The following is a 25,967-nucleotide window of genomic DNA, read 5'->3' as shown; positions in this document are numbered from 1 at the left end:
TATGATTAAAGGTTATTTAGAGTGCCTTCAGGTAATACAGAAATTACGCTGGCACGCTGAATTTTTACTTCTACACCACGGTTAAGTTCAACAACCGCATAGTCACCTTCAAGTTTGGTTACTTTGCCCATTAAACCACCAGCAAAAACAACTTCGCTACCTACACCTAAGCTTTCGATTAAAGAACGGTGTTCTTTTGCGCGTTTTGCTTGAGGGCGCCAGATTAAGAAATAGAAGATTGCAACGAATACAACAATCATCAAAATGTTTGGCAAAAGACCCGGGCTTTGGGCTGCTGCTGGAGCTGCATGTGCAGTAGAAATGAACAAGCTCATTTTAATTTCCTAAAGTTAAAAAATATGAGTCAGATACCTGACATAATCCTAATTCGTTTTGCAATTTACCTTGTCTTGCGGTTGAGCGCAAATCTCGCTTATTCATCGACAGGGCAAGGTGGAACTTCTAATCCGCGGCGGGCATAAAAGTCCTGAACAAATTCATCAAAAGTGCCATTATCTAATGCATCACGCATACCTTCAGTTAAACGTTGGTAATAACGTAAGTTATGAATGGTACCAAGCATAGACGCTAACATCTCTCCACATTTTTCAAGATGGAACAGATAAGCACGGGTAAAGTTCTTACATGTATAGCAATCGCAGTGTGGGTCAAGAGGCCCTTGGTCATGGCGATATTTACTATTACGAATACGTACCAGACCATCAGTGACAAAATAATGACCATTACGTGCGTTACGAGTTGGCATTACGCAGTCAAACATATCGACACCACGGCGCACCGCTTCAACGATATCTTCAGGTTTACCTACGCCCATTAAGTAACGTGGTTTGTCCTGTGGCATTTTGTTTGGAAGATAATCTAAAACTTTGATCATCTCTTCTTTTGGTTCACCTACAGATAAACCACCAATTGCATAACCATCGAAACCAACTTCAAGTAAGCCATTTAAAGACTCGTCACGTAAGTCTTCATACATGCCGCCTTGAATAATGCCGAATAAGGCATTTTTATTTTTAAGCTCATCGTGGTGATGCGTTTTACAACGTTTTGCCCAGCGCAAAGAAAGCTGTAATGATTTTTGTGCTTCTTCGTGTGTAGCTGGATAAGGAGTACATTCATCAAAAATCATAACGATGTCAGAGTTCAATACATGCTGAATTTCCATTGAAATTTCAGGCGATAAAAACACTTTTGAACCATCAATCGGAGAACGGAAAGTAACACCTTCTTCCTTAATTTTACGCATAGCGCCAAGACTAAATACTTGGAAGCCGCCAGAGTCAGTCAAAATTGGCTTATTCCATTTAATAAAGTCGTGCAATCCGCCGTGTTGCTTGATTACTTCAAGGCCCGGGCGTAAATATAAATGGAAGGTATTACCTAAAATAATTTGTGCCTGAATATCTTCGATATCACGCGGCAACATGCCTTTGACTGTACCGTAAGTCCCCACTGGCATAAAAACAGGTGTTTCAACAACACCGTGTTCTAAAGTTAAACGACCACGACGGGCACGACCCGACTGACCTAATTTTTCAAACTTCATCTAAAAATCCTGAACAATAGCAAGCAATACCGTAGGGCAGTGCAAGGGCGAAAAAACAGTTCGCTGCTAAATAGGGGCTGTAACATTATGAGCTTTAAACGGGAAGACCAATTTAAAAACACAAATAGCCCTAAAAATAAGAGGGCTATTTTCCTTGATTCTGCCAAGTAGTTCTACTACTAAATGTAGCTGGCTATAAAATAGGTCAATTTTCCGATTGAATGAGCACTTTTTTATTTAGACTAAAAGTTAGGTTTGTAGTCAAAATTGTCTGTAGCCAAATTATCGCGAAAAGGACGAATTGCTTTTTTAGATAAGGACATTGTATTGATCAGGTTATTTGGGAACACTTCAATCTGGTTATTAAATACTTCGACGTTGCGGTTAAAAATGCTGATTGCCGCGCCAACATTTTCGTTTTGTTCCTGAATATCATCCATCATTTTGCTATAGAGCGTATCTGCTTTTAGTTCAGGATAGTTTTCAACCACGACATTTAGGCTACGGATCAGCTCTTTGCTCATTTTTTCAATCTGCTGTAATTGAGCAATATCAGTATGATCGACATTTAAACTGAGAATTTGCTGACGTAAAGCAGTCACTTTTTCTAAAGTCGACTTCTCGAACTGAGTATATTGATTGATAGTAGTTTCTAATGCTTCAAGTGTTTTTACTTTTTTGCGTTCGAAATTTGCTACCTCTGCCCAAGCACGTTTGGTCGCGTTAAAATAACGCACAATGTTGTTACGAATGTGGATGCCCCACGCAATCAGTACGACGAAAATCCCCAAGAAAATGAATAAGCCTTTCATTTTCACTCCTCTTATTTTTATTCCCTCATTGAGCCTTTTAACTTCTTATTTTTTAATAAGTTGCCAGTTCGGCACTACGAAAGATTTATTTAATTAAATTAAGCATGAATTGCTGAAATTTTTCATATTGCGGCATGGTCATGGTACGTAAATGTCCACGTAATGCTGGAATATCATGAATTTCACTACGTTTGCTGGTGGTTTGAAAAAGATCTTGCTCACCGAGATAACATAATATTTGCTCTTCATGATGATAAATTAAATCACCGGTAAAATGTTGAAAAAAATCATGAAGTTTTAAAGTTAAACTTGGACTAATTTCTTTAGCTAACTGGTGCTGGTCAGTACCGAAGATATTGAGCTCTTGGTTAATCAGAATGTCAGTACTTTGCCATTCGCATAAGTATGGTTCAAAAAAGCGAGAACGTTGTTTACTTACAGCAATACCTAAGGCTGGCATTTGAAAAATAAAAGCGCCCCATAAATCTTTATGAATCTCTTTTACTATTTTTTTATCGCTGTTCTGATCTTGAAGAATAGGTAAATTATTTACATAGTGGTATTTAAATAGCAGGACTTGATGATTTGTAATGCCATCATTCCATGTCACTGAAGCAAACTCTGTAATTTCATTAGCTTCATTGCCTCGATTAAACAATGGGAAATATTGTTTTAGTCTGCTTAATACCAAAATGGGTTGGGCTTGAATTGGTAGATAAGCTGGTAACTGCTGAAACTGTAGGCCATAACGTAAAGCAGTCATACGCTGTTCTAAATAGTGAATAACTTCGGTTAGAGGTTTTTGCGGTTCATAGAGCAAGTAGGCTAGGAAACCAGTTAAAAATGCCCATAAGAGACTCCAAATATATTGAATATGAGGGTGAAAAAAGTATCCAAATAATAAAGTCGTAATACTGCAAATACCTAACAAATGTGGCAGTACATTAACAAAACGAAGGTTATGGTCTTCACGCCATGGATGTAACGCGTTTAAGAGTTCTTGATCTGTTTGTGACTTTTGTCCCGCGTCCCAAAGTCGAGCAATATTACGAAAGACCTGTGTATTTTTTTTACGTCTTATATGAAGTGCTTGTTGTACGGTATCAATTGGCATGAAATTAATGAGTTGATTATCATAAAGTGCTAACTCTAGATTATCTTTTAAATTGAAAGAGATAAATAGAAATACCAAGACTATTTTTATTTTAATTATAGTTGCTGGGTTAAACCTCAAATTAAATAATAAGATTTAACCCAGCTTTAATTTTTAAACTTCTAATTTATCAATCAGCATTGCATCGCCATAACTAAAGAAGCGATAGCGGTCTTTAACTGCATGTTCATAAGCAGCCAAAATATTGTCTCGATTCGACAATGCTGAAACTAGCATGAGCAGGGTAGACTCAGGTAAATGGAAGTTAGTAATTAAACGATCTACGATGCAGAACTCATAGCCCGGGTAAATAAAGATTTGCGTATCACCATTCCAGGCCGCGATTTTTCCGCCGTGTGCTTGGGCTGCACTTTCTAAGGCACGTGTTGCAGTTGTACCAACAGCAATTACTTTATTGCCACGTGCTTTAGTCGCCAAAATTAAATCAATGGTTTCTTGAGGAACATCACACCATTCACTATGCATGACATGATTGGTAATGTCGTCAGTGCGTACAGGCATAAAAGTACCTGCACCAACGTGTAAAGTCACAAACGTTTTCTTAACGCCCTTTTGATCTAACTTTGCTAACAACTCTTCGTCAAAGTGCAAGCTTGCAGTTGGTGCAGCTACACTGGCAATTTTTTCTGGGTTATGGAAAACCGTTTGATAGCGTTCAGTGTCAATTTCTTCTGCTTCACGGTTAAAGTAAGGCGGAATAGGTAACTGACCATATTGCTCAAGTACAGGTAAAATTGGCTGCGAAAACTCAACGACAAATAAGTTTTCGTGACGACCACGCACAATCACAGGAATATTACTTGCACCGACAAAAAGCTCAGCCCCTGCTTTAGGTGAGTTACTCGCTTTAATATGGCAATACGCTGTGGTGTGGTTCAGCATACGCTCAACCAAAATTTCAATAGCACCGCCTGTGGCACGTTTTCCTTTAAGACGAGCTTTCATTACTTTGGTATCGTTGAGTACCAATAAATCACCTTCTTCAAACAGATCGATAATGTCTGTGAACATGTGATCGTGATACTGACCCTTTGCATCTAAATGCAATAAACGTGAAGCACTACGTGATTCGAGAGGGTAACGGGCAATAAGTTCATCAGGTAATTCAAAGGAAAAGTCAGACAGTTGCATATTTAGGAAAAAACACCGCAAAAATTGGGCCTAGTATAAACTTTTTCGCTTTTTTATGGCTGTGCTTCTAGCCTAAATCATGAAAAATGTTTAAATGATCTAAAAGTGAACGATAATATTCACTTAGGGTTTGACAAGTTTTACAAACGCGCTAATATACGCAACACAAACATACTTCCTCTCCCGAGGTGGTGAAATTGGTAGACGCGGCGGACTCAAAATCCGCTGTCAGAGATGACGTGTCGGTTCGAGTCCGACCCTCGGGACCAGATTCAGAATCTTATGATTCTACGAAGACCCCTAAGCTAACGGCTTAGGGGTTTTTTGTTAGGCTAATTTTATGAATAAATTAGTAATCGACAAAATAGTGTTCGAGGATAATAAAAATGTTAAAAAACATTGGCTTAAAAATTTAAATTTAATAAGAGTTTAAAAATGTATATTACAAAAGTTGTGAGCTATAACGGGGCGTGGGAAACGCTACTGAAAGAAAATAATGATACTTTTTGTGAAATAAAAAATATTCTAGAAAAGTTCTCTTCAAATATTCATGATCCTGCCGATTGGTTCCGACCGGATTCTCCTATTGATCAGTTCATACATATGCCTGAGAGAGTTGAAAAATTATTTTTAGAGAATGGGTGGAGATTTTCTATAGCTAGAGCTCATTTAAATACAACAAGAAATTCTTTAGGGGTGATTAAAAACGGATTGTCCTTAAAGATGGAGAATAACCTAGATGCTATTTCTGCGTTTATATTTAAAAAAATAAATAATAAAAATATAGAAGAGGTTAGTTTGCCTATCTTAATTACCTTAAAGAATTCTGTGATTAAAGACGAATTAAAAGTTAATGATCATATTGGAAGTAGTTTCATTGGTACTTTTGAAAGTGCTTATGATGACTTAACCGATTTATTACCTAATGATTTTGATCATCAATTTTTAATATTCGGAATTGAAAATGTTCATAATGAGCTTAAGGTAATTGAAATTGATGTACGAAGAAATGAAAGTATCAAAATTGATAGATGTATTCAGTTTGAATCCGCATATTATCAAGCTGGCTTAAGTATTCTCAATTATTTTGGGACAGTCTTGAGAGATAAATATCCGGATCAGAATGCAACAGTCAAAATTGAACAACATGATTTGACTGTGCGTATGATTATTCAATCAGAAGATGGAAATATCGAAACGATTGAAAAAGCTTTATATGAGTATAAGCAAGTACTGAAAGGACAACGAAGTGTAGAAGAGTTTGCTATTTCTCCATTGAAAGCCTTAGAGCTAAAAAATCAGCTTAATCTATTTAAATTTCAGATTGAGTCTCAAAAAGAGATTATTGCATTGCAACAAGGACGAATATTGAGTTTGGAAGCAATAATAGACAAAGCGCTTTCGCCAATTTCTCCTCCACCTATTACCATTATTAATCAGTTACATAATACGCAATCTAATGTGATCAATCATAAAGCTGAGTTCAGTAAAACGATTGATTATCTTGAAGAATTGATTGATCTTACTAATAGCGAAGCTTTAAAAAATAAACTTGCAATAATTCAGAATGCTTTGGAACTTCATAGAAATTCAGATAAACCAGAGCACATTAAAAATTCCAATGGAATGAAAAAATTATCTAAATTTTTGAAAGATGCTAATGAAGTAGAAACTGAAGCAAATGGTTTTGCCGAAAAAGGGGGGAAGGCTTTAGATCTGATTAAAAGTCTAGGAAGAAGTTATAACAGTATTGCGGAGTGGTGTGGAATGCCTGTTATTCCAAGTGTGTTAGTGAAGGAATAAGATCATATGGAAAATTTAAAAGATTAGATAGCTAACATTGCTGCTGTTGTTGGGCTTTTTAAAGAGACGGAAAGTTCAAAAATGGACTGAGGTAGATTGAAAATAAAATATATTAAGGACGAATCAAGAGAAATTCTAAGCTCTAATTTAAATAATGTTTTTTGACCATCTTTCTACTATTTATAAACTCGCATTTCTAACATCTTACAACTCATCACCTTCAAATAATTGTTGTATTTTTCTAAAGCATACCCATTTTATGTATCTGAAAACCTTTAATTGAAACTTCACATTTCTATTTCGAAAAGAAAGTTGCTCTTTTAATGTACTGTGTTAAAGTTTGTATTAGATCATAATGATTATAAGTACATTTCTCAAAGAGCGGTTCCGACTAACAACGACAAAATCTGTGAGGCGGGCATGACACAGCGATTAGAACTACATCAGGTCGAGCAATTAAGTGCTTGTAGAATTTCACTATTACTTGGATTAAATGCCGAGCAGAACTACATTGAGCAATTTTTCCGGTTTAGTGTTCGCCTGTTGAAGTGTCAAAAAGCTTTGCTTACCTTTAATCAGGAACCTTACTTTTGGCATCATTGTCCTGAAGGCATGACTGCCATTTCATTTAAACCTTCAAGACACTTAAAACAATGTTTTGCTAAACAACAGGTGATTCATCACGATCATCCTTCTTATCAAAATTTAATCAACTATTTAAAAGAGCTTAATATTGACTGTAGTCGTGCTTTAGCTGTCCATTTGGTGCAACCCGACCAGACATCTATGGGATTTGCAGTTTTCTTCGATGACGATGAAACTTGTTTTGAAGATGATCAAATTCAGTTGTTGCTCGATTATTGTTCTAGTTTTATGCAACAAGTCGAGTTGAAATTTAATTATGAAGAGTTAAATGAACTCTATGAGCAGCAAGTTGCGCTTAACTCGAGTAAAACAAAGTTCTTTTCTATTATTTCGCATGACTTGCGGGCGCCATTTCATGGCTTGTTAGGTTTCTCCGAAGTGTTAGCTAAAGAGCGTGAAACACTGGATGAATCGAGTATTCAAAATATTGCTGACTATTTATACGACACTTCTCAATCGACCTATAATTTACTTGAAAGTTTGCTGACATGGGCGATGGCAGAGGGTGGACGTTTTGTTTATCACCCAATTAATTTTAAGCTTAGACAAGTCAGCAATATTGTTTGCGATGTGTTGCATACGTTGGCTTTAAAGAAAAATATTGAATTGGTAAATGCGGTTTCCGAAGATTTAAAAATCTATGCCGATATCAATATGATGACTTCCGTGATCCAAAACTTGGTGTCAAATGCATTGAAATTTACCGATGTTGATGGCTCTGGCAAAGTGTTCATTGAAGCGAAGCAGGTAGGCACAAATGTCGAAATCACTGTACGTGATACTGGTCTTGGTATGAGCGAACAACAAATGGCAAATTTATTCCATCCGCGTATTACAGCGAGCTTTAAGGGAACAGCAGGTGAAAAAGGCGCGGGATTAGGTTTAAGTTTATGTAAGCGGTTTATCGAGATTAATCAGGGTAAGATTAGCGTGAATTCGCAAAAAGGTATTGGAACGACATTTAAAGTTTTATTACCTTCTGCCCAAGAAGTTCCCGAGCTTCATGTAGAAGAACAAAACACATCGGAAGCAAAATTAGTTTAATCCCTTTTCCTATTACTACATGAACTGCTATAACTAAAAAGAGAGTCTGAGGAAAAGAGCTTTTTTATATGAATGCGGAGCAGTTACAAAAAACATTGCGTGCTAGTCAATACGCGGAACAAGTTTTGGGGTTACATCAGGCTGTTTTAGAACAAGATTATCAATTAGATCAATTTGCTGCGCCGCTCTCAACTGATCAGATTTATCAATTTGTAGACACCACACTCGATGACATTGCCGATGAAACAACTTGGATGCGTGTACTTCGTATTTTACGCAGTCGTTTAATGTTTCGTTGGATTTGGCAGGATGCCAATCAGCTGACCGATGTTGTCACACTCACGCGCGAACTTTCTGATTTTGCTGATGCCAGCATTTGTGCAGCAAAAGCTTTTGCTCGTGTAGCACTAGTTGCTAAACACGGTGAACCGTTAAGTTATTCAGGCAAAGTTCAAGATTTGATTGTGGTTGCCATGGGTAAGCTTGGTGCACAAGAGCTTAATTTATCGAGTGATATCGACCTGATTTTTGCCTTTGATGAACAAGGTGAAACCAACGGCCGCAAATGCATTGATGTACAGCAGTTCTGTATTTTATGGGGACAAAAACTTATTTATTTACTTGAACATATCACCGCAGATGGTTTTGTGTTTCGAGTAGACATGCGCTTACGCCCTTGGGGAGATGGCTCAGCATTAGCGATTAGTCATGCAGCTTTAGAAAAATATTTAAGTCAGCATGGTCGTGAATGGGAACGTTATGCATGGATTAAAGCGCGTGTTGTGACTGGCGGTAAAGAAGGGCAAGACTTGTTGGAAATGACACGTCCTTTTGTGTTCCGTCGTTATGTGGACTACACTGCTTTTGCTGCTATGCGTGACATGAAAGCGATGATTGAGCGCGAAGTCCTGCGCCGACATATTGAAGATGACATTAAACTCGGGGCGGGTGGCATTCGCGAAATTGAGTTTATTGTTCAGGTCTTCCAGCTTATTTACGGCGGATCTAAACGTGAGTTACAAGACCGTCAGTGCTTAGTCAGTCTTGAGCATATTGGTGAGGCGGGTTTGTTAGAAAAACAAGCCGTTTTAGAGCTTGAAGATGCTTACCTGTTTTTACGCCGTGTTGAACATGCGATTCAAGCACTTAATGATCAGCAAACACAGCTATTGCCAGAAGAAGTTGAGTTAAGACAACGCATTATAGATACCTTAGGTTTCGCTAGCTGGAATGAGTTTTTTGATGTTCTTAACGAGAAACGCCAAAAAGTAAAAGTTCAATTTAAACAGCTGATTGAAGATACCAGTTCTAATGCAGCAACCGAGAACTTTGGACAGTTAGAGCAGCAGCTAGATGAAGTGCTAGATGACAATGCGAAAAATCTGATTCATGAGTTCTGGCATGGCCATGCACTTAAAAAACTTCCTTCAAATGCTGTGCAGCGTTTAAAAACGTTTTGGCCTCATTTGATTGAAGCGATCTTGCAGTCCGAACAACCACAAACTGCATTATTACGTTTAATGCCGCTGATTGAATCAGTCATGCGTCGAACCGTGTATTTGGTGATGCTGATTGAAAGTAAGGGGGCATTACAACGCTTAGTGAAAATGGCGACGGTGAGCCCGTGGATTTGTGAAGAACTGACACAGTATCCGGTACTGCTGGATGAGTTCTTATCGATGGACTTTGAGTTACCAAAACGTAAGGACTTGGAAGACTCATTACGTCAGCAATTGCTTCGCATCGAAATTGATCAAGTTGAAGACCAAATGCGGGTACTTCGCTTGTTTAAAAAGAGTAATGTGCTCACGGTCGCTGCAAGTGATGTATTAGCTGAAAGTCCTCTCATGAAGGTGTCCGATGCATTAACAGATATTGCTGAAGTGAGTGTTAATGCAACTCTCCATTTAGCTTATCAGACCGTAGCAAAACGTCATGGTTACCCAAAGGATGTTGAGGGAAAACGTTGCTCTCTTGACTATAAAGCCTTTGCTGTCATTGGTTATGGCAAAGTGGGTGGCATTGAACTGGGCTATGGTTCTGACTTGGATCTTGTCTTTATTCACTATCTTGATGAACAAGCCGACACTGATGGAACCAAGGCGATTACTGGCTTTGAGTTTGCTATGCGTGTTGCTCAAAAGTTTATGTCACTCATGACCACTCAAACGCTTGATGGCCGCGTCTATGAAATTGATACACGCTTAAGACCCTCAGGTGAAGCTGGTTTATTAGTGACCAGTCTGAAAGCCTATGAACACTATCAGTTGAAAAGTGCATGGCTTTGGGAGCATCAGGCACTCGTTCGAGCACGCTCTATAGCAGGTGATGAAACGCTTTGCCAAAAATTTGAAATATTTCGCCGCGAGATATTGACTCAATCTAGAGATGAGGCTTATGTTCGTGAAGAAGTGTTGAAAATGCGTCAGAAAATGAAAGACCACTTAGGTTCGTCTTCTGAACAAAAAAAACATGGTATTTTTCATTTAAAACAGGACGCAGGTGGTATCGTAGATATCGAATTTATGGCACAGTATGCTGTACTTGCATGGAGCGGGACGAAACCAGATCTCGCCCATTATTCTGATAATGTAAGAATATTAGAAGATGCTGCTAAAGCAGACTGCTTATCCAGTGAAGATGCCACAGCATTAATTCGAGCCTATCTTAGTGAACGTGCCGAAAGCCACCGCTTAGCCCTTGCGAATCAATCCATGCAAGTAAGCGCAGCGGACTGGCGTAGTACCCGTGCGGTCGTTTGCAATTTATGGCAAAGATTAATAGACCCAACCGCCTCGGTTGAGTTGGATAGTGAATGATTTTATAACAATTTGGAGTGTTCCATGAATTTGGCTGATCGTGATGGTTTTATTTGGCAAGATGGAAAATTAATTGATTGGCGTGATGCAAAGATTCACGTTTTAACCCATACATTACACTACAGTATGGGCGTATTTGAGGGTGTTCGTGCTTATGAAACGCCTAAAGGTACTGCAATTTTCCGTCTCCAAGACCACACAAAACGTTTGTTAAATTCAGCAAAAATTTATCAAATGAAAGTGCCGTATGATCAAGCAACGCTTGAGCAAGCACAAATCGATGTTGTACGTGAAAATAAATTAGCTTCTTGCTATTTACGTCCGCTTATTTGGATCGGTTCAGAAAAACTAGGTATTGCTGCAACAAATAACACTATTCATGCCGCTGTTGCAGCATGGGCGTGGGGTGCATACCTTGGTGATGAAGCAATGGCGAAGGGTATCCGCGTTAAAACTTCATCATTTACTCACCATCATCCAAACGTGACCATGTGTAAAGCAAAAGCATCTGGTAACTACACGTTGTCAATTCTTGCTCACCAAGAAGTTGCTCACTCTGGTTACGATGAAGCAATGCTCATGGACCCACAAGGTTATGTATGCCAAGGTTCAGGTGAAAACGTATTCTTAATTAAAGATGGTGTTTTACACACTCCAGATATCGCTGGGGGTGCACTTGACGGTATTACACGTCAAACTGTGATGACAATTGCTAGAGATCTTGGGTATCAAGTTGTTGAGCGCCGTATTACACGTGACGAATTCTATATTGCAGACGAAGCATTCTTCACAGGTACTGCTGCTGAAGTAACACCAATTCGTGAATACGATGACCGTCCAATCGGTTCGGGTAGCCGTGGCCCAATTACCACTGAAATCCAGAAAACTTACTTTGATGCAGTTCAAGGTAGAAATCCGAAATATGAACACTGGTTAACTTACGTAAAATAAGTTAATCCGTTAACATGAAAAGGCGAACATTGGTTTCGCCTTTTTATTTTTTGGTTAGGGAGTTTTTATGCATATTGTCTATGTCTCTGATGGTAAAGCAGGGCATCGTTCACAGGCTTTAGGTTTATTTCAGGCGATGCAAAGACAGCAGGCAAATGCAACTTTTGAAGAAGTCTCTATTCATAACTTGCCCATTGGCTCTTTAATCAAAGCATTTTTCTCTTCAAAAAATACTCTATTTGAACAAGCACCCGATTTTATATTTGGAGTCGGGAGCCATACGCACTTTCGTGTCTGGTTACTGGGTAAAATTTTTAAAAAGGCGAAGACTGTTATCTTAATGAAGCCAAATTTACCTATTGCTTGGTTCGACTATGCTGTGATTCCAGAGCACGACGGTATTCCAGCAAATAGTCACGTTATTGTTACATGTGGTGCACTCAATCCAATTTGTAATGAAAACCGCCATCAAGCAGCCAGAATTTTAATTGCTTTGGGTGGTTCATCTAAACGTCACCAATGGAACCAAAACAAAGTATTAAGCAGTGTTCAAAAAATTGTTGAGCATAATCCAGATTCTGAAATTATTCTGACGACTTCACGTCGGACTCCCGCTGGTTTTATAGACATTTTAAAACAACAAAGTTCAGCCAAAAAATTACAGATATGTCCAGTTGAGCAAACACCTCAAGGTTGGATTTTTGAGGAAATGCAAAAGGCAGAAGCGGTGTGGGTAACAGAAGATAGTGTTTCTATGATTTATGAGGCGCTTACCGCAGGTTGCCGAGTCGGTGTGATTGCAATGGACAGACTCAAACAAGATCGTATTACAAATTCGGTTGATAGGCTGCTAGAGGAAAAGTTAATCGCAAATGTATTTGATATAAATTTGCTTCCTGAAGGACAGGTCCTGCAGGAAGCGGATCGGGTTGTGCATCAAATCACTAAATGACATTGGCTGTCATCATGGCCTTTATCATAGTTGACCGTTTCTGATGTTGCTAAAATTTCTCTTGGATATGTTTTGTATTTCGAATTAAATAACGATCTCTCTTGAGAAATGTTTTTACAGTGAATACCTCTCATATCTAAGAGTGTAGGTAATATATTAATTGAACTAATAGCACTACTTTGTTCTTTAAAAAGGGTACTCGCCATCTCTGGATGATGTTGCTTCCATGAGTTTGAGCTCCACATAATTAACGGAACATCGAAGTTATTTTTCATATCTAAATGCAGTGAGCTATTTTCTTTACATTCTCCAAGGTTCAGTCCATGGTCAGATGTGTAAATTAAGTTGGCGTCCACATTGGTTGCTTTTAATTTTTGAATAACTTCATTGAGTAGATAGTCTGTATAAAGTACCGTATTGTCATAGGTATCTTTAAATTTATTAAATTGTGGTGGATAGCGTTTTGCAAAATCTGCATGTGAACCATAAAGGTGTAACACAATGAATTTATGGTGCGTTTTTTCTGCTAATGCTCGATCAAATGATTTGAGTAGCTCTTCATCGTAATGCGTTTCTAGTGATGCTGAATATGAATGTTGCGTCAAAAATTGGGTTTCTTGAGCAGAAGATGCATAGGCTGAAACAAGAGAATCATATTCTCCATATTGAGCTTGTGCGCTAAACCAGTAAGTTTTGTAGCCTGCTGCATTGAACGCATTCACAATAGAAGGGCTTAAATTATCAGTTCCGTTGAGCTTTCCTGTTAATAAGGTGGGTACAGACTTACTGGTCATATAAGAGCCTGAAATCGTATTATCAAATAACCATAAATCTTTCTTATATTTTTCTAGATAAGGCGTCGTATTATTTTTGGTATAGCCAAATAAACTTAAACGGTCGCGTCGAGCACTTTCCCCAATAACTAATACCGTAATGGTAGGGCGAGTTTCCTTAACTTGTGTGCATTCAATTTCGTTCTGTGTGGCTATGAAGTCTTTTACACGATTTACTTCAAGACTTGCTGCTGGTAAACCAAGAACTAAATTTAAAGGATAAGACTGTTTAAAATGGCGATATACATTTAGAAATCCTTGCTGATGATCAGGTGCTTTGAAGTAGCGTTGAATGGGTGAAAAAATAAGACATAATGCTAAAATACGTAGCCATATAGGAGTGTTTAATCTTTGATTTGGAATAAAATAATAAAAGAAAACTAAGGGAATGATATAAGCGATAATCAAACCAAGTGCTAAAGGAAGATCTAATGTTGATAAATAAACTTTACCTTCAGTTGTAGAGCTACCCAAAATTGTGAGCCATACTGAAATTTCAGTTGGGGCGTTATAGGTAATTTCGTAGTACAGTGCAAAAGGACTTAAAAGATAAATAGGTAAGCTAAGCCAAAAAAAACGGCGGTAATGATAAATTAAAAAAACGAAAAAAATAAGCGGATATAAGGCTTTGAAAAAACCATCACTGGAAATAATGCATGATGGAACAAGCAGCATAAAGCAATAAATAAAGAACCATAACTTTCCTGTTTTGAGACGAAAAATCACGCCAAGCTGTTCCAAGTGTAAAAGCGCGATATCATCCTATATTTTGATAACAGGGTCTACATAATTTCAGGCATGATATAATATTTTAGTTCATCTCCAGAATTGATGGAATTATAGAGTTAAGAATGAAAATATTGCATATCGCAAATTTTGGCTTTAATAAACAAGGCGCACATTTTTACTGCACAGACCGTAAAATTTCTGCCGGATTAATTGAAAATGGCCATTTCGTTTATGATTTTAGTTTTCGTGATATGGCTCGAATGGGCACCATTTTTAAAACAAAAAAATTGGGTGCTAATTGGGCCAACAAAGAAGTATTAAAAGTCGTCAATAACATTGAGCCTGATCTGGTACTTATTGGTCATAGTGACTTGATGAGTCCAGATGTTCTAAGACAAATTAAAGAAGTTTATCCAAATACTAAAATTGCATTTTGGTATGTTGATCCGCTTTATTTAGAGAGCAAACTTGGCTTTGTAAAAGCATTCTCTCCGTATTTAGATGCTATTTTCTGTACAACTGGTGGTGAGTATCTACAGAAATTAAAGCAGCCTCATTTAAGCGTAGCCTATCTACCTAATGTGGGGCATCGTAATGTTGAAACACTACAGCAGTTTTCCAATTCTAAGACTGACAAGACATTTATCTTCTGCGGTGTGGTCTATAAAGAACCTGAGCGTGAAAAATTCTTAAAAGATTTGGCAGATGCTCTGCAACAAGGTCATGTAAACTATCAATATTATGGTTGTTTTGAGCAACCTGGCGTTTACGGTAAAGCTTATTATAAGGTTTTGTCTGAAACAAAAATGGGACTTAATTACTCACGCCGTAATGATGTAACCTTGTATAGTTCTGACCGTATTGTACAGCTGACTGGTAATGGTTTACTCACTTTTAGCCCAAGAATTCCTGGCTTTGAAAAGCTCTATACTGAGCAGGAAGTGGTTTACTTTGATGATCAGTTTGACTTGGCTAAGAAGATCCAATTCTTTGATCAAAATCCAGAGCAGGCTGAAAAAATAGCGAAAGAGGGCTGGGAGAAAACGCGTAGGTCTTTCAATGCTAAACGCATCACCCAGTTTATGGTTGAAGTGACATTTAAGCAGCCCTTTTCAGAAGATTATGAATGGTCACATGAGGTTTATGCATGATGTGGTTTTTGTACGTTGCGGTAGGCCTATTAGTACTTGCTGCACTGTTATATGTGCTGGGTAATTATACTTTCTGGCTTCCGTTTCGTTCGAACAAACTACCACGCATTGTCATGTTGCATCAGGTTACTCCTAAAGATGCAGCCTCTGGTATGAACATGCCCCCTGAAAAGTTTGAACAACTCTTACAGTTGTTGACACGTAAAGGGGCTATCTTCTGTTTTGTCTCTGAGCTTGAACAATACCGTAATCAAAAGAATGTCGTTGCTTTAAGTTTTGATGATGGCTTTATGGATAATTATCTTTATGCCTATCCATTACTGAAAAAATATAATGCGAAAGCAACCATTTATTTGGCGACGAAAATTGAAGGAATTGAAAAGCTAACTCATGAGCAAATTCATGAAATGGCGAATTCTGACTTAATTGAGTTCGGTGCGCATACTCAACATCATGTGAACTTACTTAAGCTTGATGATCAAACTGCTTATGATGAGATGCTTCAGTCTAAACGTGACGTTGAAGCATTAGTTGGGAAGTGTCCGAGCTTTGCCTATCCATTTGGTCGATTTAACGAAAAGCATCAGAAAATGGCTGAAGAGATTGGCTTTAAAAACGCAGTATCGACTCGTAAAAAAATCGAAGCTTACGAAGCAGTTAATCAATTTAATATTCCACGTGTCAGCACGCATGGTGCCATGAATGCTTTACAGATGCGTATCGCCCTTGCTAAAGGACGTTATAAGTTATGAATAAAATTCCATGTAGTGTCTATATTGTTACTTTAAATTGTGGAGCTTGGTTAGAGCGAACATTACAAAGTGTCAGTGAGTTTGATGAAGTCATTATTTTAGACTCTGGCAGTACTGATAATACTTATGAAATTGCAGAGCGCTTTGAAAATACGCAAATTTCCCATCAGGACTGGCAAGGTTATGCTGGTCAAAAAAGTTTGGCTTTAGCAAAATGCCGCAATGATTGGGTACTCAATCTAGATGGTGACGAAGTCTTATCCAATGAGTTAAAACAAGAGATTGTTGAGACCATTCAGCAAAATAAACTTGATGCTTTAATCACACCGATTAATGATGTGTTTTTAGGTGTTCCAAACAGCAAACATACTAAAAAACATGCAAAAGTGCGTTTTTTTCGTAAGTCTAAAGGGCATTACGACCTTGCCAATAAGGTCCATGAAAATGTGATTGTAGATGGTGAATCTCAGCGTGCTCAACATGATATTTATCATTATGGCGAGTCGAGCATTTTTGTTAAAGTCGAAAAAAATAACCAATATTCCAACCTCAAAGCACTAGAGAAATACCAAAAAGGAAAGTCTCCAAGTGTTGCTAAATTGGTTCTGGTAATGCCAGTGACTTTTCTAAAGTCTTACTTTATTCGCCGTAGTTTCTTAAATGGTTGGCGTGGTTTCGTAAATAGTATGATTAACGCGTTTTATGCTTTTCTAAAAGAAGCTAAACTGTTTGAACAGACCATGAATAAAGATAAAAAATAAGTAGACAAGCGATGAAGATTGTTCAGATTATGGCAACGGATGGTGGAAAAATCGGTGGATTAGAAAAGCATACTTTTCAACTCTGCGCAGAATTATCACAAAAGCAAGAAGTCCATTTGTTTTTAGACTTAAACTATGGAAATGCAATACCTCAATTAGAACATCTTCATTGTCATTATTTTGATTTTTCTAAAGGAAGAATGAATATCAGTCTTCTTTATTCACTTTTTAAAGAAATTAAAAAAATTGCTCCTGATATTATTCATGCTCAAGGCGGAAAAGCATCAAAAATGTTGAGTTTTCTTCTGCCTTTTTTAAAAGTACCAAGTGTGGCAACCATTCATGGTATGAAAAATAACATGCGTAGTTATCGTCATTTTAAAGAGGTAATTACTGTAAGTCAGGCTGTTGCAGATAAAGTTAGTGAATATCGATCAGTTCATGTTGTTTATAATGGTGTTGCTCAGGAAAAAAGATTGACTGCCGATATACCTAGAACAAGTCTAAAAAAAGCCATCGCAATTGGCCGATTAGATCCAGTAAAAGGTTTTGATCGACTCATAGAAGCATGGCAGGGCTTTGAGGCTCAGCTAGAAATATTGGGTGAGGGGCTAGAGCATGAACGTTTAAGTCAGTTAATTAAAGATCTGCATTTACAGGATAAAATTAAATTAATTGGTTATCAGCAAGACATTTATCCGTATTTGGCAGCAAGTGATCTAGTGGTGGTATCTTCCTTGAGAGAAGGAGGTCCATTAATTGTTGCGGAAGCATTATTGGTACATAAACCTGTAATTGCCACTGATGTGGGTATGGTAAGAGAATTTATTCCAGAAAAATATATTGCAAAAGATAATACTGTATTGGAACTTAAAAAGTTAATTAAAGTTGCTAGTGAAAATTTTGGGCATATTCAGTATGAGTTTAAGCCTGCATTTGATAAAGCTGAAGCTGAATTATCTTTAAATGCAATGGTTAATAAAACACTAGATATTTATAAATTAGCGTTGAGACAACAACGCTAATTATCTTTTTTTGACAAACGGATTGCATCAACAACAATGAAGTTTGAATGTACATCAATAGTGTGACATCCATCATCCTCTTTGTTCCATTCAGGATAGATTGTTTCGTACAGTCTTTCCTCATATTCCTTCGGACTTAATTTTATGATTTCTTTAAGCTCAATATGTCCACCATAACGCTTTAGAGAATCTTGACTTGGGCGAACCAGTTTATTCTGATAGAAAAAAGGTTTTCCAGCCATCCTATATTGAATTTTTCCTTTACACACTGGGTTCATTGGGTGTTCTTGCCAGTTTGGATTTAAAATATCTTCAGTAAAGAATAGATCTAAACGGTCACCAAATTTCTTACAATCGCGACGTGTTGAGGTAAATAGGTACCATAAACCTTCGTGGTAAAAAGGTGTGCTATCGACTGCTTCAATATTTTCAATAAGGTTCGAATGCTTTTCCCATTTCAGCGGAAAATCAGTACATTTCCACAGTTCGATGGTTTTGTTGCTAAAAGTTTCTGGCACCATGTACCAAGTGTTATCTATTTTAAATACACAAGGATAAGATAGGTGATAGTCGAGCTTTAAAATAGCTTCAGGCGATGTGTATGTACCATCTTTAAAGACTTCTAAAACAGAAAGAAAGCCTACAGGATGTTCATCGTTAACTTCTTCAAAAAAAATGAAATGACGGCCATTTTCATAAGCATAAAAGCTATCTGCAAATGTAAACTTTTTAGGAGAGTGAATCTCAAATAGAGAATTTAATTGTTCAAGTGCTGTAAAGGGTTGTTCTAACCAGCCAAAACGCATATACCAGTGAGAATCATAAGATTTTGCTTTTTTTGCTTGTTGGTATTTGTACCATTTTTTTTGGATTGAACGAATCATGACTATACAAGAAATAAAAAAGATATATTAACTCTATTTTACATTAGATATCATATTTGCTGTTTAAAAGGGGGAAGTTGCTTAATGAAGATTTATGTTGTGAGTATTGAAGAGGAAAAGTCACCTCGATTAAGTAAATTCTTCAGTCAAAATTTTTTTGAGCAAGGAAATTTACCTATAACGAGAGTAGGTATTAAAGGAGGCAACCTTTCAGCAAAAGAATATTTTGAAAAAGCTGTGAAGGGCCGTGAAATTCCCTTAACTCCAGGTGAACTAGGCTGTACTTTATCCCATCTACAAGCACTTCAACTCTTTTTGGATACTGATGACCAGTATGCTCTAATTTTAGAAGATGATGCTATTTTCCCAAGTGATCTTACTTATGAAGTATTAGAAAAACAAATAGAAAGTGCTGATTTACCACGCAAAACATTATTAAGCTTGGGTGGGATACAAATGAAAGAGTCACGGAAAGTACGAGGAAATTTTAAAGAGGAGAATTTTCTGGGGAAAAGGATTCTTGAGGTTATTCCTGACTATTTTCATCGTGTAAATTATGCGATGGCTTATATTGTTGATCGTGATATGGCGGAAGTACTTTTAGCTTATCATCAGCCTTTACGTCGTGCTGATGATTGGAGTTACCTCTTTGATTTTGATAGCCATGTTCATCTTTTAATGACATATATTGTTGATCATCCAATCATTCAAAAGGGTGAAGAAAATCAAGAGTTAAGTGCCATTGAAGCTGAACGGGTCGATGCCACTAGTTTAAAGAAAAGTAAATATGGAACAGGCATTCGACGTAATCTAGCTAAGTTATTTAGCCAACTTTATTCAAATAAGTAATATCTAAATGAATCTATGAAGATTTTTTCTTGAATTAAAGCTTAATTTTATATTTTTTTATTTAGTAGTTTATTGGGGGTTGTTATGCCAAAAGTTGTAATGGTTGTTGTGTTGTATAATAAAACGTTAAAAGAATCTTCAACTTTACAGAGTTTACTTTCCTTTACTCATTCTTTAGATCATTTAGTTATTGTAAATAATGGACCAAAAAACATTATTTTAGATGATTTCTTTGAAAATTTAAGAGATAAAAATTTAAAAGTTACTTTAGAAAATCATTTACAAAACAAACCTTTAAGTTGGATTTATAATGATCTTATAGAAGGAAATGACGCTGATTATTATGTATTGTTCGATGATGACACAATAATAAATTCAGAATATGAAAAGCATTTATTTGAAACACTAAATGATAGTGATATTGAATTTCCTAAAATATATGCAAGAGTAGAACATATTCAACATTTTCCTATGGTAAATAATAAATTATTGACAAATAGTGATGAGCTTGAAAATGTTGAATCTATTTTTTCAGTTGGTTCAGGTCTGATTTTATCAAAAAATATAAAAAATATTTTCATCGAAAAATTCGGCACTGTCTTTGATCCACACTTTGCTTTTTATGGCGTTGATTCAACCTTTTTTATTCGATTAAATAATCTATTAAAACAAGGTGAAAAGTTTAAGTTTTCATGTAGAACGTATTTGAAACATGGTTTGTCGCTGACTGAAGAGAAGTTAACAGATTGGAGAAAAAAAGAGTTTATTTATGAGAATACACTTAAAGTAAAATATTATAGTGGTAATAATTTAATGGCTAAATTGAAGTTTATACGATTGATGTATCGTAAGTTAAGCCATTTTGAATTCCGTGATTTAAAACTTGTTATTCAAACATTTATAAAAGGAAAACATCCCCGATGTTAAATGTATTTAAGAGCTTACAATAATTCTAATTGCTAAGCTCTTAAACAAATTTTTATGAAAAGATTTTCGTATACCATTTACGCTTTTTCTTTGGTTCGTAAATATAAGGTGGCTTTTCTAGGCTCATACAGTTATTAAAAACTGAAATATCAAGTGTATTATTAATGAGCTCATCACAGCGTTTGACAAACAGTTCTATATTTTCAGCAGTGCGACTTTGGAATAAATGGTAAACCTGATCTGCAAAGACTGTACCTATGCCATAATAACCATAACTTGCCAGAGCCCAACAGCCTTCGCTTGGTGCTTTTTCATAGCGTGTCGGAAACAACGTACGATAGGGTATTCTTTTTTCTTCGGCAGCAAATGCGAGAGCTTCAGCAACATCTCCATGCTTATTGGGCATAAAAGAAGGACGGCCAAGTTTTTCATAGCAAGTTTTGGTGATAAAGAAAAAAGCAGGGGATGCAAAAATATGGGTAGCAGTGCCTATATGATTAGAGACTTGAGCACATCCTAAAAATGTATCATTTTTAATGACATATTCAATTGCACTCAAAACAATATCGATGTTCAATGGAATAAGATCAGGTTCAATAATTGCAATAACTTCAGCTTGAGCTGTTGCCATAACTTCATCAAGCCATTGGCCATGTGGAATATTCTTTTGAGTATATTGAACATTTAGTCCTAAATGGGACATAACACTTTTATGAGCCTGTAAAATTTCAGGGCTAAAGTTATCCCAATGAAATGAATGGAACTCGGTTTGTTTCAGCAAATTATGGTTCATGTTCATTATATTAAAATCAGAGATCCATTAAATTAAATAAATAGAAATTACTGCTTATCCGCATTTCCTTTCAGCACCATATAAATGAGTGCTACAAAAATAAGTAATGCACCTACAAGGCTACTTACGCAAAAATAGAGAATACGTTGGTTGGTTGTTAAATTGAATAACTCATGAGCAAGGATATAGCGCATGAAAAACCATTGTGCTAAAGAGAATACAATCACGACTAAAGCATGTCGACGAACGTCAGGACGCATTGCCATAATCAATTACCATGCGGGAGAAAAGAGCAGCTATTATGCCATTTGCCCACTGTCACCTCAATAGACTATGAATTAACGAAATTGTTTAGAAAAAATAAAAATATGAATGAATTGTGAACTTTTATTAACATTAATAAATAGTAATATCCCTCTTATTTGCTAAAACTTTTATTATCTTGTTGAATTTAGCCAGGGGAGAATAATGCAGCCTATTGATTTTGTAATGATTTGGGTCGACTCAACTGATACTGAATGGCAGCAAGATTATATATATTATAAATCTAAAGAAACAAATATACAGGTGACTGAACTTGTTGATGAGTGCCGTTATCGCGATTGGGATAATCTGCAATATTGGTTCAGATCTGTTGAGAAATTCTGCCCTTGGGTACGAAAAATTCACCTTGTAACTTGTGGTCACTTCCCTGAATTTTTAGTTGAAAATCATCCTAAATTAAACTTGGTTACCCATGATCAAATTATAGAATCAAACTGTTTACCTACGTTTAACTCTCATGCTATTGAAATTAATATTCATAAAATAAAAGGGCTTGCAGAGCATTTTGTATATTTCAATGATGATACTTTTATTAATAGACCTTTAGAACCTGAGTTTTTCTTTAAAAATGGCTTACCTTGTGATGGTATTCGGCTACAGCCTTTGATGGTGGTGGGTGAGGAAAATTTTTTAGGCGCAGTTGCCTTGACTGATGTTGCGATTATTAATAAATATTTTGATAAGAGAAAATTATTTCGAAAAAATCCTTATGCACTTTTTAATCCTCGATATTCGATAAGTAATAATTGGGGTAATTTCTTAAGTTTAAATAATCGAAAATACTCAAGTTTTTATAGTACTCATTTACCTCAACCATTTTTGAAATCGGTATTTGAAGAAGTGTGGAAAAATGAAGAAGCTTATTTGAAGGAAGTATCCAGTCATAAATTTAGGCAGCCTTTAGATGTTAATCAATATTTGTTCAGGTTATGGCAGCTGTGTTCAGACCGATTTTACCCCGTAAATATATTTGAGCGGGGCCAAAACTTTAACTTAAGAATACAAAATCTTCCTGAAATTGATCATGTTATTAAAAATGAGCAGCTTCCACAGATTTGTTTAAATGATGATGAGCAAGTGGTTGATTTTGAAAAACTAAAAAAAGAAATTATTCAGATTTTTGAACAGAAATTTGATACGGTTTCAAGCTTTGAAAAAGAAATGTCTCATTAAAATTCGCTCATTAAAAAACCCTGCATAAGCAGGGTTTTTTAATTTCAAAATCTAAAAATTATTTAGATTCTTCAGCTTTTGGCTTTTCACGTAAGCGGATGCCCAAGTCGCGAAGTTGGTTCGCTTCAACAGGAGCAGGTGCTTGAGTAAGTGGACATTCAGCAGTTTTCGTTTTAGGGAATGCAATAACGTCACGAATTGAAGTCGCGCCAGTCATAAGCATTACTAAACGGTCAAGACCAAATGCCAAACCACCGTGAGGAGGAGCGCCATAACGAAGTGCGTTAAGTAAGAAGCTGAATTTCTCTTCTGCTTCTTCATCAGAAATACCAAGAGCTTCAAAAATTGCTTTTTGCATTTCTAATGTGTAAATACGAAGAGAACCACCACCAACTTCAGTACCGTTCAATACCATGTCGTAAGCAACAGAAAGTGCTTCGCCTGGATTGCTCTTCACATCTTCTACGCTAGATTTAGGTAGCGTGAATGGGTGGTGAACAGAAGTCCATTTGCCATCGTCAGTTTCTTCAAACATTGGGAAGTCAACAACCCAAAGTGGAGCCCACTCACAAGTTGAAAGGTTCAAGTCATGACCAATCTTGACACGAAGCGCACCCATTGCATCATTTACAACTTTAGCTTTATCAGCACCGAAGAATACGATATCGCCATCTTGCGCGCCAACACGTTCTAACAGCTCAAGTACAATCGGTTCAATGAATTTCACGATTGGAGATTGAAGACCTTCAATTCCTTTAGCGAGTTCATTAACTTTGATGTAAGCCAAACCTTTTGCACCATAGATGCCAACGAATTTGGTGTATTCATCAATTGCACTACGTGGCAATGATGCTGCACCTGGAACACGTAAGGCAACAATACGACCTTTAGGATCTTTTGCAGGACCAGCAAATACTTTGAACTCAACTTCTTGCATTAAGTCTGCAACGTCAACGAGTTTCAACGGAATACGCAAATCTGGTTTGTCAGATGCATAGTCACGCATAGCTTCGCTATATGGCATACGGCGGAATTTTTCAAATTTTACGCCAAGCAAGTCGTTAAATAGTTTAACAGTCATGCCTTCCATCAAATCCATGATTTCATCGTCATTTAAGAACGATGTTTCAATGTCGATTTGAGTGAATTCTGGCTGACGGTCAGCACGTAAGTCTTCATCACGGAAGCATTTCGCGATTTGGTAGTAACGATCGATACCACCCACCATCAATAATTGTTTAAACAATTGTGGTGATTGTGGAAGTGCGTAGAAGCTACCATTTTGTACACGACTTGGTACTAAATAGTCACGTGCACCTTCAGGAGTTGCACGAGTTAAAATCGGAGTTTCAACGTCTAAGAAACCGTGATCGTCTAAATAGTTACGGATCAAGTTAGTTACTTTAGAACGGAAACGTAAACGATCTAGCATTTCTGGACGACGGATGTCCAAGAAACGATATTTTAAACGGTGTTCTTCTGACACGTTAATCGTGTCATCATTTAACGGGAATGGCGGAGTTTCAGAAGCAGCAAGAACTTCGATTTCTTTGCCTAACACTTCGATTTGACCACTCACCATATTTGGGTTTTCAGTACCTTCATAACGGCGACGAACACGACCTGTAATTTTTAATACATATTCAGAACGTGCTTTATCTGCAGTTGCAAATGCTTCTGGAGTATCTGGGTCAATAACCACTTGAACGAGACCATCACGGTCACGCATATCAAGGAAAATAACACCGCCATGGTCACGGCGACGATGTACCCAACCGCATAATGTAACGGTTTGGTCGATTTGGGCTTCAGTTAAAGAGCCGCAGTAATGAGTTCGCATCATGATGAAGATTATCCAAACTATATTGGCTGAAAAGACGGATGCGTAAACCGCGCACCGTCAAAAAAGTAAGTTTTCGATTATGCCCTGTTGAATGGCATGCGACAAGAACTAGATCAAAAAACAGCTATAATTTAGCTAAAAATGAGCAATTTGGCAGCAAGTTTACTGATTAGCCCATTCTTTGTTGCCGATCTAAAAACAGGAATAATAAGCACCCCAAACTAAAAGTACTTAACCAACCTTGCATGAACTCATTAATAGATCGACCTGTAAAATAATAGGTGTCTGTGTGCCAAACTTCGTGTGGAATGTAACGGGCATAATCCCAAAGAGAAAATAAGCCTAAAAGTGTAGATAAAGTAAACAGGAACCAAGCAAAAATTTTAATTTTACGGCTTATTTTCCAGTGCTGTTTATGTTTTTGATAGTAATGAATACTCATCCAACCTAAAAAAGATAATGCTAGTGCAGAAGAACCGAGTTGAAGTAGACGGTGCAAAGGATATGGGCGACCAAAGAAATGAACCGTTTGGGATAAAAGATCTTGGAAGATGAATGTTCTAAAGTCAGAGTGGGTAAGACCATCCCAAATGAGATGAGTGGCTATCCCGATAATAAGCGCAAATATAATTCCAATAAAAAACTGGATAAAACGTTTAAAAGAGCCTAATTTCAAATCATGCTGAATACCAAAAAAACGGTAAACCACAGGCCGATAAAGTAAATACCAAATAGCACAGAACAATAAACCTAATGCAAGGTTTGGGTAGAGCAAACCTTTCCATTGATGAGTCAGCATACTGGACTGAACTGTAAATAAGCGGTAAAGGTCAGGTGTCATACTACCAATAGCGAGTGCAGCAATAGGCAGTGTGTTTCGACTTAGTTTAGCAATCGGTGGAGCGATAACAGCATGAGAGATTGTAAAAGGCATTGGAAAAGGAAGCTTCTCACATCATCAAAACAATGAGTCTAACGAAACATACCTACGACTAATGTTTTTTATTGCAAAACGTTTGGAATGT

General features: G+C 37.0%; 23 protein-coding genes and 1 tRNA gene. 13 read left to right on the top strand and 11 right to left on the bottom strand.

Annotated features, from left to right (window positions below):
* Positions 1 to 5: 5 nt before the first annotated feature.
* From yajC to queA, 5 genes are all read right to left on the bottom strand, one after another.
* Complete coding sequence (gene yajC / locus ACIF8R_RS12445; RefSeq protein ID WP_000051669.1) at positions 6 to 335, bottom strand: preprotein translocase subunit YajC; 330 nt, start codon at positions 333 to 335, stop codon at positions 6 to 8.
* Positions 336 to 433: 98 nt separating this feature from the next.
* A complete protein-coding gene (gene tgt, locus ACIF8R_RS12440) occupies positions 434 to 1,567 on the bottom strand; it encodes a tRNA guanosine(34) transglycosylase Tgt (protein WP_002157357.1) in 1,134 nt (377 codons plus the stop codon).
* Between the two features lie 242 nt (positions 1,568 to 1,809).
* Positions 1,810 to 2,379 carry a LemA family protein gene (locus tag ACIF8R_RS12435; RefSeq protein WP_396481070.1) on the bottom strand — a complete coding sequence of 190 codons (570 nt, stop codon included), beginning with the start codon at positions 2,377 to 2,379 and terminating at the stop codon, positions 1,810 to 1,812.
* 85 nt (positions 2,380 to 2,464) lie between these two features.
* Positions 2,465 to 3,493, bottom strand: coding sequence for a hypothetical protein (locus ACIF8R_RS12430; RefSeq protein ID WP_396481068.1), 1,029 nt, complete (start codon positions 3,491 to 3,493; stop codon positions 2,465 to 2,467).
* Between the two features lie 153 nt (positions 3,494 to 3,646).
* Positions 3,647 to 4,684 carry a tRNA preQ1(34) S-adenosylmethionine ribosyltransferase-isomerase QueA gene (gene queA / locus ACIF8R_RS12425; protein WP_263614592.1) on the bottom strand — a complete coding sequence of 346 codons (1,038 nt, stop codon included), beginning with the start codon at positions 4,682 to 4,684 and terminating at the stop codon, positions 3,647 to 3,649.
* 182 nt (positions 4,685 to 4,866) lie between these two features.
* Here queA and ACIF8R_RS12420 point away from each other — a divergent pair.
* From ACIF8R_RS12420 to ACIF8R_RS12395, 6 genes are all read left to right on the top strand, one after another.
* Positions 4,867 to 4,953 (top strand) — tRNA-Leu (locus tag ACIF8R_RS12420).
* Between the two features lie 166 nt (positions 4,954 to 5,119).
* Positions 5,120 to 6,487 carry a hypothetical protein gene (locus ACIF8R_RS12415; RefSeq protein ID WP_396481066.1) on the top strand — a complete coding sequence of 456 codons (1,368 nt, stop codon included), beginning with the start codon at positions 5,120 to 5,122 and terminating at the stop codon, positions 6,485 to 6,487.
* Positions 6,488 to 6,907: 420 nt separating this feature from the next.
* Entirely contained in the window at positions 6,908 to 8,176 is a 1,269-nt protein-coding gene (locus tag ACIF8R_RS12410) for a sensor histidine kinase (protein ID WP_396481064.1), read from the top strand.
* Between the two features lie 68 nt (positions 8,177 to 8,244).
* Positions 8,245 to 10,995, top strand: a complete 2,751-nt coding sequence (gene glnE, locus ACIF8R_RS12405; RefSeq protein ID WP_396481062.1) for a bifunctional [glutamate--ammonia ligase]-adenylyl-L-tyrosine phosphorylase/[glutamate--ammonia-ligase] adenylyltransferase — start codon at positions 8,245 to 8,247, stop codon at positions 10,993 to 10,995.
* A gap of 24 nt (positions 10,996 to 11,019) precedes the next feature.
* Positions 11,020 to 11,946, top strand: coding sequence for a branched-chain amino acid transaminase (locus ACIF8R_RS12400; protein ID WP_077168766.1), 927 nt, complete (start codon positions 11,020 to 11,022; stop codon positions 11,944 to 11,946).
* A 67-nt stretch (positions 11,947 to 12,013) separates the two neighbouring features.
* The gene (locus ACIF8R_RS12395) at positions 12,014 to 12,898 is read left to right on the top strand and encodes a mitochondrial fission ELM1 family protein (protein WP_396481060.1); all 885 of its coding nucleotides are present in this window, start codon (positions 12,014 to 12,016) and stop codon (positions 12,896 to 12,898) included.
* Here the strand turns inward: ACIF8R_RS12395 and ACIF8R_RS12390 are convergent.
* Positions 12,883 to 14,457: a phosphoethanolamine transferase gene (locus tag ACIF8R_RS12390; protein ID WP_396481058.1), complete on the bottom strand. Its 1,575-nt coding sequence runs from the start codon at positions 14,455 to 14,457 to the stop codon at positions 12,883 to 12,885. The genes ACIF8R_RS12395 and ACIF8R_RS12390 overlap by 16 nt on opposite strands.
* Before the next feature lie 125 nt (positions 14,458 to 14,582).
* On the opposite strand from ACIF8R_RS12390, the gene ACIF8R_RS12385 reads away from it, so the two are divergent.
* The 4 genes from ACIF8R_RS12385 to ACIF8R_RS12370 are packed head-to-tail and all read left to right on the top strand — an operon-like array spanning position 14,583 to position 18,149.
* Entirely contained in the window at positions 14,583 to 15,611 is a 1,029-nt protein-coding gene (locus ACIF8R_RS12385) for a glycosyltransferase (RefSeq protein ID WP_396481056.1), read from the top strand.
* Entirely contained in the window at positions 15,608 to 16,363 is a 756-nt protein-coding gene (locus ACIF8R_RS12380; protein WP_396481054.1) for a polysaccharide deacetylase family protein, read from the top strand. Before ACIF8R_RS12385 ends, ACIF8R_RS12380 begins: the two co-directional genes overlap by 4 nt.
* Positions 16,360 to 17,124, top strand: a complete 765-nt coding sequence (locus ACIF8R_RS12375) for a glycosyltransferase family 2 protein (RefSeq protein WP_396481052.1) — start codon at positions 16,360 to 16,362, stop codon at positions 17,122 to 17,124. The genes ACIF8R_RS12380 and ACIF8R_RS12375 overlap by 4 nt, the downstream gene beginning before the upstream one ends.
* 11 nt (positions 17,125 to 17,135) lie before the next feature.
* Complete coding sequence (locus ACIF8R_RS12370; RefSeq protein ID WP_396481050.1) at positions 17,136 to 18,149, top strand: glycosyltransferase; 1,014 nt, start codon at positions 17,136 to 17,138, stop codon at positions 18,147 to 18,149.
* Here ACIF8R_RS12370 and ACIF8R_RS12365 read toward each other — a convergent pair.
* On the bottom strand, positions 18,146 to 19,033 hold the full coding sequence (locus ACIF8R_RS12365; RefSeq protein WP_396481048.1) for a hypothetical protein: 888 nt from the start codon (positions 19,031 to 19,033) through the stop codon (positions 18,146 to 18,148). The two genes, ACIF8R_RS12370 and ACIF8R_RS12365, sit on opposite strands and share 4 nt — an antisense overlap.
* A gap of 84 nt (positions 19,034 to 19,117) precedes the next feature.
* Between ACIF8R_RS12365 and ACIF8R_RS12360 the strand changes: the two genes are divergently transcribed.
* Together ACIF8R_RS12360 and ACIF8R_RS12355 are read left to right on the top strand one after the other, a co-directional pair.
* Positions 19,118 to 19,882, top strand: a complete 765-nt coding sequence (locus ACIF8R_RS12360) for a glycosyltransferase family 25 protein (protein ID WP_396481046.1) — start codon at positions 19,118 to 19,120, stop codon at positions 19,880 to 19,882.
* Positions 19,883 to 19,966: 84 nt separating this feature from the next.
* A complete protein-coding gene (locus tag ACIF8R_RS12355) occupies positions 19,967 to 20,809 on the top strand; it encodes a glycosyltransferase family 2 protein (RefSeq protein ID WP_396481044.1) in 843 nt (280 codons plus the stop codon).
* 52 nt (positions 20,810 to 20,861) lie between these two features.
* On the opposite strand, the gene ACIF8R_RS12350 is transcribed toward ACIF8R_RS12355, so the two are convergent.
* Complete coding sequence (locus ACIF8R_RS12350) at positions 20,862 to 21,590, bottom strand: hypothetical protein (protein WP_396481042.1); 729 nt, start codon at positions 21,588 to 21,590, stop codon at positions 20,862 to 20,864.
* A gap of 59 nt (positions 21,591 to 21,649) precedes the next feature.
* Positions 21,650 to 21,868 carry a hypothetical protein gene (locus tag ACIF8R_RS12345; RefSeq protein ID WP_396481040.1) on the bottom strand — a complete coding sequence of 73 codons (219 nt, stop codon included), beginning with the start codon at positions 21,866 to 21,868 and terminating at the stop codon, positions 21,650 to 21,652.
* Between the two features lie 202 nt (positions 21,869 to 22,070).
* Between ACIF8R_RS12345 and ACIF8R_RS12340 the strand changes: the two genes are divergently transcribed.
* Positions 22,071 to 23,099, top strand: coding sequence for a stealth conserved region 3 domain-containing protein (locus ACIF8R_RS12340; protein ID WP_396481038.1), 1,029 nt, complete (start codon positions 22,071 to 22,073; stop codon positions 23,097 to 23,099).
* A gap of 58 nt (positions 23,100 to 23,157) precedes the next feature.
* Here the strand turns inward: ACIF8R_RS12340 and aspS are convergent, their stop codons facing one another.
* Positions 23,158 to 24,942, bottom strand: a complete 1,785-nt coding sequence (gene aspS / locus ACIF8R_RS12335; protein ID WP_263614574.1) for an aspartate--tRNA ligase — start codon at positions 24,940 to 24,942, stop codon at positions 23,158 to 23,160.
* Positions 24,943 to 25,111: 169 nt separating this feature from the next.
* Positions 25,112 to 25,876: a DUF4184 family protein gene (locus ACIF8R_RS12330; protein ID WP_396481037.1), complete on the bottom strand. Its 765-nt coding sequence runs from the start codon at positions 25,874 to 25,876 to the stop codon at positions 25,112 to 25,114.
* Between the last annotated feature and the right edge of the window lie 91 nt (positions 25,877 to 25,967).

Origin of the sequence: Acinetobacter sp. ABJ_C4_1 (genome assembly GCF_044538495.1) — a bacterium.
Taxonomy (GTDB): Bacteria; Pseudomonadota; Gammaproteobacteria; order Pseudomonadales; family Moraxellaceae; genus Acinetobacter; species Acinetobacter nosocomialis_A.
Note: the sequence above shows the minus strand (reverse complement) of the source record. Positions and strands in the feature narration are given on the sequence as shown.

Coding starts and splice junctions, on each gene's coding strand:
- yajC (WP_000051669.1), bottom strand. CDS start 335: ATGAGCTTGTTCATTTCTACTGCACATGCAGCTCCAGCAGCAGCCCAA.
- tgt (WP_002157357.1), bottom strand. CDS start 1,567: ATGAAGTTTGAAAAATTAGGTCAGTCGGGTCGTGCCCGTCGTGGTCGT.
- ACIF8R_RS12435 (WP_396481070.1), bottom strand. CDS start 2,379: ATGAAAGGCTTATTCATTTTCTTGGGGATTTTCGTCGTACTGATTGCG.
- ACIF8R_RS12430 (WP_396481068.1), bottom strand. CDS start 3,493: ATGCCAATTGATACCGTACAACAAGCACTTCATATAAGACGTAAAAAA.
- queA (WP_263614592.1), bottom strand. CDS start 4,684: ATGCAACTGTCTGACTTTTCCTTTGAATTACCTGATGAACTTATTGCC.
- ACIF8R_RS12415 (WP_396481066.1), top strand. CDS start 5,120: ATGTATATTACAAAAGTTGTGAGCTATAACGGGGCGTGGGAAACGCTA.
- ACIF8R_RS12410 (WP_396481064.1), top strand. CDS start 6,908: ATGACACAGCGATTAGAACTACATCAGGTCGAGCAATTAAGTGCTTGT.
- glnE (WP_396481062.1), top strand. CDS start 8,245: ATGAATGCGGAGCAGTTACAAAAAACATTGCGTGCTAGTCAATACGCG.
- ACIF8R_RS12400 (WP_077168766.1), top strand. CDS start 11,020: ATGAATTTGGCTGATCGTGATGGTTTTATTTGGCAAGATGGAAAATTA.
- ACIF8R_RS12395 (WP_396481060.1), top strand. CDS start 12,014: ATGCATATTGTCTATGTCTCTGATGGTAAAGCAGGGCATCGTTCACAG.
- ACIF8R_RS12385 (WP_396481056.1), top strand. CDS start 14,583: ATGAAAATATTGCATATCGCAAATTTTGGCTTTAATAAACAAGGCGCA.
- ACIF8R_RS12380 (WP_396481054.1), top strand. CDS start 15,608: ATGATGTGGTTTTTGTACGTTGCGGTAGGCCTATTAGTACTTGCTGCA.
- ACIF8R_RS12375 (WP_396481052.1), top strand. CDS start 16,360: ATGAATAAAATTCCATGTAGTGTCTATATTGTTACTTTAAATTGTGGA.
- ACIF8R_RS12370 (WP_396481050.1), top strand. CDS start 17,136: ATGAAGATTGTTCAGATTATGGCAACGGATGGTGGAAAAATCGGTGGA.
- ACIF8R_RS12365 (WP_396481048.1), bottom strand. CDS start 19,033: ATGATTCGTTCAATCCAAAAAAAATGGTACAAATACCAACAAGCAAAA.
- ACIF8R_RS12360 (WP_396481046.1), top strand. CDS start 19,118: ATGAAGATTTATGTTGTGAGTATTGAAGAGGAAAAGTCACCTCGATTA.
- ACIF8R_RS12355 (WP_396481044.1), top strand. CDS start 19,967: ATGCCAAAAGTTGTAATGGTTGTTGTGTTGTATAATAAAACGTTAAAA.
- ACIF8R_RS12345 (WP_396481040.1), bottom strand. CDS start 21,868: ATGGCAATGCGTCCTGACGTTCGTCGACATGCTTTAGTCGTGATTGTA.
- ACIF8R_RS12340 (WP_396481038.1), top strand. CDS start 22,071: ATGCAGCCTATTGATTTTGTAATGATTTGGGTCGACTCAACTGATACT.
- aspS (WP_263614574.1), bottom strand. CDS start 24,942: ATGATGCGAACTCATTACTGCGGCTCTTTAACTGAAGCCCAAATCGAC.
- ACIF8R_RS12330 (WP_396481037.1), bottom strand. CDS start 25,876: ATGCCTTTTACAATCTCTCATGCTGTTATCGCTCCACCGATTGCTAAA.